Below are 14,415 nucleotides of genomic sequence, written 5' to 3' on the forward strand. Positions count from 1 at the left end.
CCCCCTGGCAGGGCTTCGCCCCATACCCCCGGCGGGGCCCTGACCCCACACCCCGGCGGTCGCCTCCGCCCCCTACACCCCCGGCAGGGCGCTGCCCCCACACCCCGGTAGGGGACTTCGTCCCCTACGACCCCTCTTGGGGCTTCGCCCCTTGGCCCTGCATTCGGCGCTTCCGGGGTGGATTTCTGTTGCGGGGCGGGCAAGGCGAACCCCCACGCGCGAAGGTATGCGTGTGGGGGTTCGGCTTTTCGGGTCTTTCAGATCGCCAGGCCGATGGCCAGCAGGATGCTGAAGGCGATCTGGAGGCGGCCCGTCTCGCCCAGGACCGGGATCAGGTGGGGGCCGTTGGCGCCGTTCAGGACCTTCTGGGTCGGGGGCAGTGACAGGGGGGCCGACAGCAGGGCCAGCAGGGCCCACGGGTGCAGGGGGGACATCGCCAGGACGACCATGTACGGCAGGGAGATGCACGCCGAGTACAGGATGCGCGTCCACTTGTCGCCCAGCAGGACCGCCAGTGTGCGCTTGTCGGACAGGCGGTCGGTGGGGATGTCGCGCAGGTTGTTGGCGACCAGCAGGGCGCAGGCGAGCAGGCCGACCGGGATCGCGGCGACCCACGCCTCCCACGGCAGGGTCTCGGTCTGCACGTAGACGGTGCCGACGACCGCGACCAGGCCGAAGAACACGAACACGGAGACCTCGCCGAGGGCCCGGTAGCCGTAGGGCGTCTTGCCGCCGGTGTAGAACCACGCCGCGAGGATCGCGAACGCGCCCACCAGCAGCAGCCACCAGGTCGTCACGGCCGCGAGGGCCAGGCCCGCCACGGCCGCCAGGAAGAAGCAGAGCAGCGCCGCCGACAGCACCTGCTTCGGTTTGGCGACGCCGGAGCCGACCAGCCGTAGCGGGCCGACGCGGTCCTCGTCGGTGCCGCGGACGCCGTCGCTGTAGTCGTTGGAGTAGTTCACCCCGACCTGGAGGATGAGCGCGACGAACGCGGCCAGTGCGGCGCGCCACCACACCGGGTGGCCCTCGCCGACGGCGACACCGGTGCCGACGACGACGGGGACTAGGGACGTGGGCAGGGTGCGGGGCCGGGATCCGGCGACCCACTGGGAGAGCGTGGCCACTGTTTACCGCTTGTTCTCGAGGGACGACAGGGATTCCGATTCTTCCCGATCTTGGCGGGTGCTCGGGCGCAGCCGCAGCGACAGCAGCAGACCCAGGGCGAGGATCGCGGCGGTGACCAGGGCCCCGTCGCGGGTCGCCACGGCCAGGCTCTCGTCGGCCGCCCGCGCCTCGGCGGCCCGCGCCGGGTCGGCGTGCAGCTCGCGGGCGTAGGTGCCGGCGCTCTGCCGCAGCTCGTGGGCGAGGCGCTCGCCGTCGCTCACGCGGTCGGTCATCGCCGCGCCGAGGCTGGTGGCGAACACCGTCCCGATGACCGCGATGCCGAGGGCCGCGCCGACCTGCCGCGCCGTGGACTGCGTCCCGGACGCCTGTCCCGATTTCGCGGGCGGGACATCGGCCAGGGAGACGTTGGTGAGCTGGGCGGCGGTCAGGCCCAGGCCGAAGCCGTAGACGAGCATCCACGGGGCCAGGCCGAGCCCGGTGGTGGCGGCGTCCAGCGTGACCGCCAGCCCCAGCACGGCCGCGACCTCCAGCACCATGCCGATCTGCACCACGCGGTGCGCGCCGCGCTTCTTCGCCAGGTGGCCCGCGTACCCGCCGGACAGGAACGAGCCCACCGCCAGCGGCAGGATCGCCAGGCTGATCTGGATCGGGGAGGTGCCGTGCACGCCCAGCAGGAACAGCGGCAGCACGAACAGCAGCCCCAGCTCGCCCACGTTGATCAGCGCGGAGGCCAGGTTGCCGTGCCGGAAGTTGGCGATCCGGAACAGCGACAGGTCCAGCATCACCGGGCGGCCCGCCGCCGCGCGGACGCGTTCGACCAGGACCAGCGCGGTCAGCAGCACCGCGCCGAGCGCCAGCACGACCGGGACCGGCGACAGCCCCGCGACCGAGAAGTCGCGGGTCGCGGTCCACCAGCCGTGGTTCGGGCCCTCGATCAGGCCGCAGACGAGCGCGCCGAGGCCGAGCGCCGACAGCACGCCGCCCAGCCAGTCGATCTCCTGGCGCAGGCGGCCGGCGCGCGGCCGCCGGGTCTCGGGCAGCAGTGCGATCGCACCGGCGATCAGCGCGACGCCGAACGGCAGGTTCACCAGGAACGCCCAGCGCCAGTCGGCGGTGCCGAGCGCCCCGCCGAGCAGCGGGCCGAGCGCGGCCATGCCGCTGAGCAGCGCCCCCCAGATCCCGAACGCCGTCGCCCGGTCCCGGCCGGTGAACATCGCGTTCAGCGTGGACAGCGCCGCCGGGAGCACCATCGAGGCCCCGACGCCCTGCACGGCCCGCGCCGCGATCAGCGACGAGCCGTCCCGCGCGGCCGCCACGCCCAGGCTGGCCAGCACGAACACCACCACGCCGAGGACGAACACCCGCCGCCGCCCGACCAGGTCCCCGACCCGGCCGAACGGGATCAGCAGCGCCGCGAACACCAGCGAGTAGACCGCGTTCACCCACTCGGCGTCGGCGGTGGTCAGGCCGAGTCCGGAGACCAGCCGCGGCAGCAGGACGCCCACGATGGTGGCGTCCACGATGATCATCGAGACGCCGAGGCTGAGCACGACCACGCCCAGGCGGCGGCGTGCGGTGCTGGTCGGGGCGGGCGTCGGGGCGGTGGTCTCGGGCACGGTCTCCAAAATACGGCCGGGGTGCCGATGCCCCTCACCGGCCCCGGCGTTCACGCGCCGGAGATGTCGGTGTGCAGGCGGATCTGCCGGACCGGTTCGCCCATGTCCAGGGTGCGCGCGGCCCCGTCGGGGGCCCAGCCCGCCGAGCCGAGGAACGTCCGCAGCACGCGGTCCTCCTCGAACGCCCATGTGAGCAGCGTCTCGGCGCCGTCCTCGCGCAGCAGGTCCACGGTGGCGGCCAGCAGGCGGCTGCCGTGCCCGGCGCGGGCGTGCGGCGGGTCGACCAGGAGGGTGAGCAGCTCGGCGGCGGTCGCCGGATCCTGGTCGGGGTCCTCGGCCGGGGCGTGCGCGGCGAACCCCGTCACCAGGTCGTTGGCGACGGCGACCAGCACGCGGTGCCGGGGGCTGGGCGGGGTGCTGATCGACTCGGCCCACCGGTCCCGCCACGCCTGCTCGGCCTCCGGGCCGGTGACCTCCGCCAGCACGGCGGCGGGCAGCAGTTCGCGGTAGCCCTGCCGCCAGGCCCGCACCTGGACGGCGGCGACGGCCGCGGCGTCCGCTCGGCGGGCGGGCCGTACGCCCACATCGGCCATGGGGTGACCACGTCCTCTCGTCCGGAACGCGGCCCAGCCTAGTGGGAGGCGGTGCGGCGGCGGGCCCGGTAGGCGCGCGTCTTGGTGCGGTTGCCGCAGACCCGCATCGAACACCAGGAACGCGACCGGTTCTTGGAGGTGTCGAGGAACGCCCACCGGCAGGTGTCCTCCTGGCACACCTTCAGCCGCGGCCAGGTCCCGTCGGCGGCCGACTCCACCACGGCGGCGGCGATCCGGGCGAGCCCGGCGGGCGTTCCCCCGCCCAGGGGCGCCAGCGCGGGACGGCCCCCGGCGATCGCGACGCGCAGCGGCAGCCGCGCGAACGCCTCGTCCAGGCCCCCGGGCGGCGGGGGCGCGGCGGCCCCCGCGTGGGCGAGGGCGTGGTTGTCGAGCATCGCGGCGCGCAGACCCTCGCGGAGGGCGAGGGCGGTGGCCAGGTCGGCGGCGTCGGCGGTGGTCCCGGCCGGGACGAGGGCGCGCTCGGCCAGCCACCCGGCGAGCCGGGCGGGCGTGGCCAGCTCGTCGACGGCGCACTCGACGTCGAACGTGTTGACGAAGTCCCGCAGCAGCGGCGCGGGACCCGTCTCGGGCCGCTGGGCGTCACTCATGTCCCCTCCCGCGTTTCCCGCCCAGTCTAACGGCGACAACACCGGTATCCCGGTTTGGGTGGTTGCGGAAGTGGCAACACCTGCTTAGGGTTTTTGCTGGTGTCAAAGAAAGGGCATGACGACGATGACCATCCCCGTGAGCCACCTCGTGTTCGACTGCGCCAACACGGGCGCCATGACGGCGTTCTGGGGTGCGCTGCTGGACATGAAGACGACCGAGGACGACGGGAGGTGGGCCGAGCTGGAGCCGCTGGGCGAGGGCGGGCCGGTGCTGTCCTTCCAGAAGGTGCCCGAGGGCAAGACCGTCAAGAACCGTCTCCATCTGGACCTGCGGGTCGCCGACGTCCCGGCGGCCGAGGAGCGCGCCCGCGCGCTGGGCGCGACCCTGGCCGACGAGCCGTGGGCGAACCGCCCCGAGCACAACTTCCGGGTCTGGCGCGACCCGGAGGGCAACGAGTTCTGCTTCGTCAGGGCGAGCTGAACTCCGCCACGACGGACGCCAGCCGCCGCACGCCCTCGGCCAGCTCGGCCTCCGAGGCCGCCGACCCGTAGCTGATCCGCAGGTACGGGCCCGACGGCTCGGCGGGGAAGAACGGGCGTCCGGCGCTCACCAGCACCCCGGCGCGCAGCGCGGCCTCGGCCAGCGCCATGTCGTCGATCCCGGCGGGCAGCCGCACCCAGTGGTGCATCCCGCCCTCCGGGCGGGTGACCGCCAGGTCGGGCAGGTACCGGCCGAACGCGGCGAGCGTCGCGTCCCGGCGCGACCGCAGCGCCGTGCGCACCGCCCGCAGGTGCCGCGCCCAGCCGGGGGAGCTGACCAGCTCCAGCAGCGTCTCCTGCAACGGCCGCGCCGGGAAGAACTCCTCCACCAGCTGCGTGGCGCGGATGCGTTCGGCGACCGGGCCGCGCGCGATGACCGCCGCCACCCGCAGGCTCGGCGCGGTCGCCTTGGTCAGCGTGGCGATGTGCACCACCCGCCCGTCGCCGTCGGCCGCGATCATCGGCGGCGGGGCGGTCCCGATCGCCAGGTGCCGCGCGAAGTCGTCCTCCACCACGAACGCCCCGGCCCGCCGCGCGACCTCCAGGATCTCCGCGCGCCGCTCGGCCGGGATGACCGCGCCGGTGGGGTTCTGGAACGTCGGCTGGCAGTACACCACCCGCGCCCCGGTCGTCTCCAGGGCCTCGGCCAGCAGGTCGGGCCGCAGCCCCTGGTCGTCGATGGGGACCGGGACCGGGTGCAGCCCGCTGGCCCGCGCGACCGCCAGCACCCCCAGATAGGTCGGCGACTCCAGCAGCAGCGGGGCGCCCGGAGGCAGTAGCGCTCGCAGCACGGTGGTCAGCGACTGCTGTCCGCCGCCGGTGATCAGCACGTCGGCGGGGGACACCTGGCCGGCCGAACCGCTCACCGTCCGGGCGAACCAGGCCCGCAGCTCCGCGACCCCGCCGAGCGGCGGCAGCTCCCAGGCGTCGGGCCGCCGCGACGCCCGCGCCATCGCCGTCGCCAGCGCCCGGGTCGGCTGCAGGGTGGGCGGCAGGTAGCCGCCGCTGAGCGGGATCGCGCCCTCCGGTGGCGGCGTGAGCAGCCACGACACCCCGCTGGCATCCACGCTGCGGTCGCCGAGCGTCACCGCCTGCCAGCCGAGGTCGGCCGGTTCGGCGGTCCGGCGGGGCTGGTCGGCGGCGAACGCGCCGCTGCCCGGCCGCGTCACCACCAGCCCCTCGGCCACCAGCAGTTGCAGCGCCCGCGCCACCGTGACCGGGCTGACCTTGTGCCGCTCGACCAGCGACCGGCTCGACGGCAGCCGCTCGCCGGGCCGCATCCGCCCCACCTCGACCCGCAGCCGATCGGCGAGAGTAGCGGCACTGCTATCCTGTTGCATGAGAGACAAGGATAGCGCTACTGCCCCCACGTCGATAGCGCTCGGCGGTCTGGGATTGGCCGCCCTGGGCGTGCTGACCTTCTCGTTCACCCTGCCCAGCACCGTGCTCGGGCTGGAGGGGCTGGACCCCTACCTGGTGAGCGTCGGCCGGTCCGCCGCCGCGACCGTGCTGGCCGTGGTCGCCCTGCTGGCCGTGCGGGCGCGCCCGCCGCGCCCGCGCCAGTGGGCCGGGCTCGCCGTCGTCGGCGCCGGAGTGATCTTCGGGTTCCCGGTGCTGAGCACCCTCGCCCTCGACCACGGGGCCGCCTCCGCCCACTCGGCCGTCGTGGTCGGCCTGCTGCCCGTCGCCACCGCCGTCACGGCCGTGCTGCGCGGCGGCGAGCGGCCCTCTCCGGCGTTCTGGCTGGCCAGCCTGGCCGGGGCGGCCTGCGTGACCGGCTTCGCGGTGATCCGGGGCGCGGGCCATGTCACCCCCGCCGACCTGCTGCTGTTCGGCGCGCTGGTCGCCGCCGCGATCGGCTACGCCGAGGGGGCGCGGCTGACCCGCGAGATGCCCGGCTGGCGCGTGATCTCCTGGTCGCTGGTGCTGACCACCCCGATCACCCTGCCGGTCACGCTGTGGCTGCTGGCGACGACCGACCCGCACTGGACGGCCCGCGCGACGCTCGGCTTCGGCTACGTCGCGCTGTTCTCCGCCTACCTGGGCTTCTTCGCCTGGTACGAGGGGCTGGCCCGCGCCGGGATCGCCCGCGGCGGACAGGTCCAGCTCATCCAGCCGGTGCTGACGCTGGCCTGGTCGGGCCTGCTGCTCGGCGAGCACATCGACGCGCTGACCGTGCTGGCCGCCCTCGGCGTGCTGGTCTGCGTCGCGCTCGCCCAGCGCACCCGCGTCTCCCGCGCGCCGCAGGCCGACCAGGCCGACCAGGCCGACCAGGCCGACCAGGCCGACCAGGCCGACCAGGCCGAACGCCCCCGCCAGGCCGCCGTCACCCGCGCGTGACCGCTCCCCGGCCGGTCCCGCCGGTCCTGACCGGCCGGTCCGGTCCGGCCGGGGAGCCGTCGGCTCAGTCGCGGACGATCTGCGCCAGCAGGGTCACCACGGCGACGGCCACGCCGATCGGGACGGCCGACTCGGGGACCAGGGCGGCGACGGTCCCCGCGCCGCCCGCCGCCAGCAGCACCATGAGGGCCCGGGTGGACAGCAGCGGATCGGGTCCGGAGCGTTCCGGACGCCGTCCGGTCCGGCGCCGCCGGACCTGCCGCGGTTCCGTCTGGCGCGGTCGGTTGCGCATGGCGGTCGCCCTCCATCCCCGTGGTCGGGACCGGACCAGGCGACCGCGCCGCGCCGCCCGTCCGGCCGGTCGCCGCCGGGCCGCCTACCGGGCAGTGTGCCTGGAGGCCGGGCCGCGGCGACGGCGCCGCGCGCCACGCGTCGGCCAAGAAACGATCTTCAAAAGGGCACGTGCCGGACGTTCCGTCGGTGATCATTGCGTTATGTGGTGGAAACGGGCGGTGCGAGGGGTGGGCTGGGTGACCGGCTACGTCCTCGGGTTGGCGGCGCTGGCGGTCTCCGGGGCCTGGGTGTGGTGGCAGGCCGAACCGGAGGCGCGCGGCACCGAGGTGAACGCCCTGTGGGCACGCCACCAGTGGGTGGGGGAGCGGCACACCGAGGAGGAGTACCGCACGCTGGGCGCGCTGCTGCGCCAGAACAGGATCACCGACGTGTACTTCCACGCCGGTCCGTTCGAGGCCGACGGCAGCGTGCCGCCCCACAAGTACCGCAACGCGGGCGACCTGGTGAAGGCCATGCGGCGGCACGCGCCGGGCGTGCGGGTGCAGGCGTACCTGGGGCAGATCCGCAAGGTGGACGGGCGCGGGCTGACCGACCTGGACGTGCCGCGGGTGCGCGACCGGGTGCTGGAGACCGACCGGATCTTCCTCGACCTCGGGTTCGACGGGATCCACTACGACTTCGAGCCGATCTATCCCGACGACATGGCGTTCCTGACCCTGCTGGACCGGACCCGCGAGCTGACCCGGTCGCGGGGCCGGCTGCTGTCGGTGGCGATCGAGCAGCCGACGCTGGTGGACGCGTTCCAGCCCGTCTACCGGGCGCTGATCCCGCGCGGCCACGGGGCCCGGCCGGTCCACTACCCGCCGCGCCCCACCGCGAAGTACCTGAGGGCCCTGGCCGACCGCGTCGACCAGGTCGCGGTCATGACCTACGACGTGTCGCTGCCCACCGAGTCGCTGGCCGGATGGCACTTCGCCCACCACACCGAGCAGGTCCTGCGCCTGATCGGCGACCGCACCACGGTCTTCATGGGCGTGCCCACCTACCGGCCGTTGATGCCCTGGGCCGAGAAACTGAAAGTTGCGTTGAAAGGTGTGCGGCGGGGGATCGACGAGTTGGAACGCAAGCCCCGAAAGCCGTTCGGTGTGGGCATCTATGCGGAATGGACGACTGATGCGTCCGAATGGGCCCATTACCGGTCTTTGTGGCTGCCGTCAAGGTCAGACAATTTGCACGATTAGGAAACCCTGCTTGTCACGTTCCCGTATGCGCGAGTTTGCAGGTCAAACGGGCTGGATACGACTCGTTTCAGGGGGTACTCATCGGTGCGTAGCACCCTACTGGCGGATGGTAAGGGAAAGTGGTGATCAGGCCGATGGGAGTTCAGCGGACCGCATGGCACGAGGGTGACCACGTTCGCGATCTCGCGGCCGAATTCGCCGGGTGGCGGATCGGTCGGGGAGGTTCCGGTCACTGGTGGGCCGTTCGTGGCAACCAACTCGTCCGGACGCTCAACGTGGACGAGTTGCGGATCCGGCTGAAGGAGCTCGACGGGCTCCGTGCGGTCCGTCCGCACGGCTGAACGGCCGTGTGACCCCGGCGGGATCGGCCCGGAGCCCGCGCTCCGGGCCGTGGCGTTCCCGGAGGCCCCGCCCCGCGCGGGTGCACCGCGCGGGCGTATCGCGCGTGGATGATCCCCGACATCGAATTGTGGCCGGAGTGACCCCGTAACGCCGCATTTGCGTGCGACGATGTGGATGTGAGGCCGCCTCCGCGTACCCCCGAGCGTGGAGGCGGCCTCCTTCATTTCCGGCATGCCGCCCCGCGCCGGTGACAGACGCGTCTCGATGACACACTGGTGGGCACCTGCGGGTCCAACAGGACCGGCTGGAACGGTACCGTTCGGTGCATGGCACCCAGCACAACCACGGACGCGCCGTTCGGGCGGATGCTGACCGCGATGGTCACGCCGTTCCGGCCCGACGGGGGCGTCGACTACGACGGCGCCGCCCGACTGGCGACCCACCTGGTCGACGAGCAGCGTCATGACGGCCTGGTCGTCAGCGGGACGACCGGCGAGTCGCCGACGACGAGCGACGAGGAGAAGGAGCGCCTGCTGCGCGCGGTGGTCGAGGCGGTCGGGGACCGGGCCGTCGTCGTCGCCGGTGCCGGGACCAACGACACCGAGCACAGCCGGAAACTCGCCCGGCAGGCCGAGACCGCCGGGGCCGACGGCCTGCTGGTGGTCACCCCGTACTACAACAAGCCTCCGCAGGAGGGGCTGCTGCGGCACTTCACCGCCGTGGCCGACACCACCGGCCTGCCCACGCTGCTGTACGACATCCCGGGCCGCACCGGCGTGCCGATCCAGACCGAGACCCTGCTGCGGCTGGCCGAGCACCCGCGCATCGTGGCCGTCAAGGACGCCAAGGGCGACCTGTTCGCCGCCTCCACGGTCATGGCGGCCACCGACCTGGCGTTCTACTCCGGTGACGACAACCTGAACCTCGCCTGGCTGGCGATGGGCGCCGCCGGGTTCGTCAGCGTGGTCGGGCATGTCGTCGGCGCGGACCTGCATGAGATGATCGATGCATACCGCGCCGGTGACGTCGGGCGGGCGTTGGAGATCCACCGTCGCCTGCTGCCCGTCGTCACCGCGATCATGACCCGTACGCAGGGCGCCATCGCCGTCAAGGCCGCGCTGAACCTGCTGGGCCTGCCGGGCGGCACCGTGCGTGCGCCGCTGGTGGACGCCTCGCCGGAGTTCGCGGCGCGCCTGCGTGAAGACCTCACGATAGGGGGAGTCAAAGTGTCTGAGGTCAGCGTTCCGGAGGTCGATCGGTGAGCCATCCTCACCCCGAGCTCTCCGCACCGCCCGCACTGCCCGACAACGGACTGCGCATCGTCGCGCTCGGCGGCCTGGGGGAGATCGGCCGCAACATGACGGTGTTCGAGTTCGGAGGACGCCTGCTGGTCGTCGACTGCGGCGTGCTGTTCCCCGAGACCGAACAGCCCGGCATCGACCTGATCCTGCCCGACTTCGAGTACGTCCGGGACCGCCTGGACGACATCGAGGCGATCATCCTGACCCACGGCCACGAGGACCACATCGGGGCCGTGCCGTACCTGCTGCGCGAGCGCCGCGACATCCCGCTGGTGGGTTCGAGGCTGACGCTGGCGCTGCTGGAGGCCAAGCTCGGCGAGCACCGCATCAAGCCGGTCCTGCGGCCGGTCGTCGAGGGCGAGCGGCACTCGTTCGGCCCGTTCGACTGCGAGTTCCTGGCGGTCAACCACTCCATCCCCGACGCCCTCGCCATCGCGATCCGCACACCCGCGGGCCTGGTGCTGGCGACCGGCGACTTCAAGATGGACCAGCTTCCGCTGGACGGCCGCCTCACCGACCTGGCCGCGTTCGCGCGCCTCGGCGAGGAGGGCATCGACCTGCTGATGTCCGACTCCACCAACGCCGAGGTGCCCGGGTTCGTCACCAGCGAGCGCGAGATCGGCCCGGTGGTCGACGAGGTGTTCCGCACCGCCCAGGAACGGATCATCGTCGCCTGCTTCGCCTCGCACATCCACCGCGTCCAGCAGGTCCTGGAAGCCGCCATCGCCAACGGCCGCAAGGTGTGCTTCGTCGGCCGCTCCATGGTCCGCAACATGGGCGTCGCCCGCGAGCTGGGCTACCTGGACATCCCCGACGAGATCATGGTGGACGTCCGGGACCTGGACAGCGTCCCGCCGGACCGGATGGTCCTGGTGTGCACCGGCTCCCAGGGCGAGCCGATGTCGGCGCTGTCCCGCATGGCCAACCGCGACCACCAGCAGATCCGCATCACCGAGCGCGACACGGTCATGCTGGCGTCCTCGCTGATCCCGGGCAACGAGAACGCCGTCAACCGCGTGATCAACGGCCTGACCCGGTGGGGCGCCCGCATCGTGCACAAGGGCAACGCCCTGGTCCACGTCTCCGGGCACGCCTCGGCGGGCGAGCTGCTGTACGTGCTCAACCTGACCAAGCCCGGCAACTTCATGCCGATCCACGGCGAGTGGCGCCACCTGCGCGCCCACGCCAAGCTGGCGGCGCTGACCGGCGTCCCCGACGAGAACATCGTCATCGCCGAGGACGGCGTGGTCGTGGACCTGGTCGACGGCCAGGCCAGGATCGTCGGCGCGGTCCCGGCGGGCTACGTCTACGTCGACGGCCTGTCGGTCGGCGAGGTCACCGAGACCTCCCTGAAGGACCGCCGCATCCTGGGCGAGGAGGGCTTCATCTCCATCGTGGTGGGGATCGACTCCTCCACCGGCAAGGTGGTGTCCGGCCCGGAGGTCCACGCGCGCGGCGCGGGCATCGTCAACGAGGACTTCGACGAGGCCATCGCCAGGATCGAGGCCGCGCTGGGCGACGCCGCCGGGCAGGGCGTCAACGACACCCACCAGCTCAACCAGATCATCCGCCGCACCGCCGGCAAGTGGGTGAGCGACAACTACCGCCGCCGCCCCATGATCATCCCGGTGGTCGTCGAGGTCTGACGCCCGCCACCCGCGACGACGGCCCCGGCACCGGCCCTCCCCGGTCCGGGGTCGTCGCGCGTCCGGCGGCGGGGGCGGCGACACGCCCGGAGTGATCCCATTGTCGGGGGCCCCGACGGGGGCTTGGTTAGGCTCGGCACCATGGCCACACGTGCGTCCGGCGGAGCGAAGACCGCGAAAGCGCAGTCTCGTACCGGAGGCGGCGCGGCCCGCAAACCCGCAGGCGCGAAGCCGCCCGCGCCCCGCAAGGGGGGAGGGGCCGCCCGCGGCGCCCGCGGCGGCGGTGGCCGGGGTCCCGCCAAGCGCCCCCCGCAGAAGCCCGATCCGTTCTCCCAGCTGGTGGTCGGGTTCTTCAAACTGATCTTCAAGCTCTACCACCTGTGCGCCGTCGCGGTCGGATCGGTGTTCCGCGCCTACGGCAACGGCGCGCGCAACCTGGACGTCGAGCACCAGCGCGACGGCCTCGGGCTGGCGCTGCTGGGCGCGTCGATCGTGCTGGCGTCGGTGACCTGGTGGAAGCCCGAGGGCGTCGTCACCAGGGCCCTGGAGCAGGTGGTGCGCGGCTCGATCGGCGTGCTGGCCATGGGTCTGCCGGTGCTGCTGGCGGCGATGGCCTGGCGGACGCTGCGCCACCCCGAGCACAACGAGGAGACCGGCCGCGTCGCGATCGGCGTGTCGGCGTTCGGCCTCGGGATGCTCGGGATCATCCACATCTCGTCCGGCAGCCCCACCCCCGCCAAGGACATGGCCGGGATCCGCGGGGCGGGCGGCGTGCTCGGCTGGCTGGCCGGGGCCCCGCTGAACGCGGCGCTCAGCGGATGGGTGGCCGTCCCGCTGCTGCTCCTGCTGGCGTTCTTCGGCCTGCTGGTGATCACCGCGACGCCGATCGCGAAGGTGCCCGAACGCGCCGTCGAGCTGTGGCAGCTCGCCACATTGCAGGGCCGCCCCCAGCACGACGTGGCCGAGGAGGAGTCCAAGCCCCGCCGGCGCCGGTCGAGGAAGAAGGACGAGGACGGCGAGGAGCTGGAGGTCGGCGAGCACTCCAAGCCCTACGACACCCCGCTGCTGGAGGAGGAGCCCGCCAAGCCCGTCCGCAAGCAGCGCGACCTCGCCGACGAGATCTTCGAGCCGGACCCGTTCGGCCCCGAGCCGGAGCCCGAGCCCGAACCGGAGCCCGAGCCCGAGCCCGCCCGCGCCGAGCTCCCGGCCCTGCCGGAGGTCCCCGACCCCACCCCGGCCCCGCGCGCCGCCGAGCAGCTCCCGCTGTCGTCCGGCGAGGCGTACCTGCTGCCCGACCCCGCCATGCTGCGGCCCGGCAGCGTCGCCAAGCCCCGCACCAAGGCCAACGACGTCGTCGTCAACGCCCTCACCGGCGTCCTGGAGCAGTTCAACATCGATGCGCAGGTCACCGGGTTCACCCGCGGACCGACGATCACCCGCTACGAGATCGAGCTGGGCCCGGCCGTCAAGGTCGAGAAGATCACCGCGCTGGCCAAGAACATCGCCTACGCGGTCAAGAGCCCCGAGGTCCGGATCATCTCCCCGATCCCCGGCAAGTCCGCGATCGGCGTGGAGATCCCCAACGTCGACAAGGACATCGTCAGCCTCGGCGACGTGCTGCGCTCGCCCGCCGCGACCACCGAGCACCACCCGATGGTCGTCGGGCTGGGCAAGGACGTCGAGGGCCGCACGGTCGTCGCCAACCTGGCGAAGATGCCGCACATCCTCATCGCCGGCGCGACCGGCGCCGGCAAGTCGACCTGCATCAACGGCCTGATCACCTCGGTCCTCATGCGGGCCACCCCCGACGAGGTCCGGATGATCCTGGTCGACCCCAAGCGGGTCGAGCTGACCATGTACCAGGGCATCCCGCACCTGATCACGCCGATCATCACCAACCCCAAGAAGGCCGCCGAGGCCCTGGAGTGGGTGGTCGGCGAGATGGACCGGCGCTACGACGACCTGGCCGCGTCCGGGTTCCGGCACATCGACGACTTCAACAAGGCCGTGCGGGCGGGCAAGCTGACCCCGCCGCCCGGCAGCGAACGCGTCTACACCCCCTACCCCTACATGCTGGTGATCGTCGACGAGCTCGCCGACCTGATGATGGTCGCCCCGCGCGACGTCGAGGACTCGGTCGTGCGCATCACCCAGCTCGCCCGCGCCGCCGGGATCCACCTGGTGCTGGCCACCCAGCGGCCGTCGGTGGACGTCGTCACCGGCCTGATCAAGGCCAACGTGCCGTCCCGGCTGGCGTTCGCGACGTCCTCGCTGGCCGACAGCCGCGTCATCCTCGACCAGCCGGGCGCGGAGAAGCTGGTCGGGCAGGGCGACGCGCTGTTCCTGCCGATGGGCGCGTCCAAGCCGATGCGCATCCAGAACGCCTACGTCTCCGAGAAGGAGATCCACGGCATCGTCGACCACTGCAAGCAGCAGATGGAGGCGCAGTACCAGGAGGACGTCGCCGCCGCCAACGCCCCCAAGAAGGAGATCGACGAGGAGATCGGCGACGACATGGACCTGCTGGTGCAGGCGATCGAACTGGTCGTCACCACCCAGTTCGGGTCCACCTCGATGCTCCAGCGCAAGCTGCGCGTCGGGTTCGCCAAGGCGGGCCGTCTCATGGACCTCATGGAGAGCCGCGACATCGTCGGGCCCAGCGAGGGCTCCAAGGCCCGCGACGTCCTGGTCAAGCCCGACGACCTGCCCGGGGTTCTGGCGGAGCTGCGCGGGGCGGGGTGATCACGAGCGGAGCGGAGGCACGCGGTC

General features: G+C 72.9%; 12 protein-coding genes. 6 read left to right on the plus strand and 6 right to left on the minus strand.

The genetic code is table 11. The annotated features are described in order from the left end of the window. Positions 1-257: 257 nt before the first annotated feature. The 4 genes from AKI01S_RS38220 to AKI01S_RS38235 are packed head-to-tail and all read right to left on the minus strand — an operon-like array spanning position 258 to position 3,942. Complete coding sequence (locus AKI01S_RS38220; protein ID WP_067829545.1) at positions 258-1,124, minus strand: 1,4-dihydroxy-2-naphthoate polyprenyltransferase; 867 nt, start codon at positions 1,122-1,124, stop codon at positions 258-260. Between the two features lie 3 nt (positions 1,125-1,127). Then, positions 1,128-2,741 (minus strand): DHA2 family efflux MFS transporter permease subunit, encoded by a 1,614-nt coding sequence (locus AKI01S_RS38225; RefSeq protein ID WP_245681945.1) that lies wholly within the window; start codon positions 2,739-2,741, stop codon positions 1,128-1,130. A gap of 50 nt (positions 2,742-2,791) precedes the next feature. Further along, positions 2,792-3,334, minus strand: coding sequence for a GNAT family N-acetyltransferase (locus AKI01S_RS38230; protein ID WP_067829548.1), 543 nt, complete (start codon positions 3,332-3,334; stop codon positions 2,792-2,794). Between the two features lie 38 nt (positions 3,335-3,372). Continuing rightward, positions 3,373-3,942 (minus strand): CGNR zinc finger domain-containing protein, encoded by a 570-nt coding sequence (locus AKI01S_RS38235; protein WP_067829551.1) that lies wholly within the window; start codon positions 3,940-3,942, stop codon positions 3,373-3,375. 115 nt (positions 3,943-4,057) lie between these two features. Here AKI01S_RS38235 and AKI01S_RS38240 point away from each other — a divergent pair, with 115 nt between their 5' ends. Further along, positions 4,058-4,423 (plus strand): VOC family protein, encoded by a 366-nt coding sequence (locus tag AKI01S_RS38240; RefSeq protein WP_245681946.1) that lies wholly within the window; start codon positions 4,058-4,060, stop codon positions 4,421-4,423. On the opposite strand, the gene AKI01S_RS38245 is transcribed toward AKI01S_RS38240, so the two are convergent. After that, on the minus strand, positions 4,410-5,822 hold the full coding sequence (locus tag AKI01S_RS38245) for an aminotransferase-like domain-containing protein (RefSeq protein WP_084000655.1): 1,413 nt from the start codon (positions 5,820-5,822) through the stop codon (positions 4,410-4,412). The genes AKI01S_RS38240 and AKI01S_RS38245 overlap by 14 nt on opposite strands. Here AKI01S_RS38245 and AKI01S_RS38250 point away from each other — a divergent pair. Continuing rightward, complete coding sequence (locus tag AKI01S_RS38250) at positions 5,821-6,822, plus strand: DMT family transporter (protein ID WP_084000656.1); 1,002 nt, start codon at positions 5,821-5,823, stop codon at positions 6,820-6,822. The two genes, AKI01S_RS38245 and AKI01S_RS38250, sit on opposite strands and share 2 nt — an antisense overlap. Before the next feature lie 64 nt (positions 6,823-6,886). Here the strand turns inward: AKI01S_RS38250 and AKI01S_RS38255 are convergent, their stop codons facing one another. After that, entirely contained in the window at positions 6,887-7,114 is a 228-nt protein-coding gene (locus AKI01S_RS38255) for a hypothetical protein (protein WP_067829559.1), read from the minus strand. A 238-nt stretch (positions 7,115-7,352) separates the two neighbouring features. Between AKI01S_RS38255 and AKI01S_RS38260 the strand changes: the two genes are divergently transcribed. The 4 genes from AKI01S_RS38260 (at position 7,353) to AKI01S_RS38280 (ending at position 14,388) form a co-directional block, all read left to right on the plus strand. Continuing rightward, the gene (locus AKI01S_RS38260) at positions 7,353-8,357 is read left to right on the plus strand and encodes a glycoside hydrolase family 18 protein (protein WP_245681947.1); all 1,005 of its coding nucleotides are present in this window, start codon (positions 7,353-7,355) and stop codon (positions 8,355-8,357) included. 668 nt (positions 8,358-9,025) lie between these two features. Next, on the plus strand, positions 9,026-9,961 hold the full coding sequence (dapA, locus tag AKI01S_RS38270) for a 4-hydroxy-tetrahydrodipicolinate synthase (RefSeq protein WP_084000657.1): 936 nt from the start codon (positions 9,026-9,028) through the stop codon (positions 9,959-9,961). After that, positions 9,958-11,646: a ribonuclease J gene (locus AKI01S_RS38275; RefSeq protein WP_067829566.1), complete on the plus strand. Its 1,689-nt coding sequence runs from the start codon at positions 9,958-9,960 to the stop codon at positions 11,644-11,646. The genes dapA and AKI01S_RS38275 overlap by 4 nt, the downstream gene beginning before the upstream one ends. Before the next feature lie 141 nt (positions 11,647-11,787). Next, positions 11,788-14,388, plus strand: coding sequence for a DNA translocase FtsK (locus AKI01S_RS38280; RefSeq protein WP_067829568.1), 2,601 nt, complete (start codon positions 11,788-11,790; stop codon positions 14,386-14,388). Positions 14,389-14,415: the final 27 nt, after the last annotated feature.

Origin of the sequence: Actinomadura kijaniata NBRC 14229, assembly GCF_001552175.1 — a bacterium.
Lineage (GTDB): Bacteria > Actinomycetota > Actinomycetes > Streptosporangiales > Streptosporangiaceae > Spirillospora > Spirillospora kijaniata.

Coding starts and splice junctions, on each gene's coding strand:
- dapA (WP_084000657.1), top strand. CDS start 9,026: ATGGCACCCAGCACAACCACGGACGCGCCGTTCGGGCGGATGCTGACC.
- AKI01S_RS38255 (WP_067829559.1), bottom strand. CDS start 7,114: ATGCGCAACCGACCGCGCCAGACGGAACCGCGGCAGGTCCGGCGGCGC.
- AKI01S_RS38250 (WP_084000656.1), top strand. CDS start 5,821: ATGAGAGACAAGGATAGCGCTACTGCCCCCACGTCGATAGCGCTCGGC.
- AKI01S_RS38245 (WP_084000655.1), bottom strand. CDS start 5,822: ATGCAACAGGATAGCAGTGCCGCTACTCTCGCCGATCGGCTGCGGGTC.
- AKI01S_RS38280 (WP_067829568.1), top strand. CDS start 11,788: ATGGCCACACGTGCGTCCGGCGGAGCGAAGACCGCGAAAGCGCAGTCT.
- AKI01S_RS38230 (WP_067829548.1), bottom strand. CDS start 3,334: ATGGCCGATGTGGGCGTACGGCCCGCCCGCCGAGCGGACGCCGCGGCC.
- AKI01S_RS38235 (WP_067829551.1), bottom strand. CDS start 3,942: ATGAGTGACGCCCAGCGGCCCGAGACGGGTCCCGCGCCGCTGCTGCGG.
- AKI01S_RS38240 (WP_245681946.1), top strand. CDS start 4,058: ATGACGACGATGACCATCCCCGTGAGCCACCTCGTGTTCGACTGCGCC.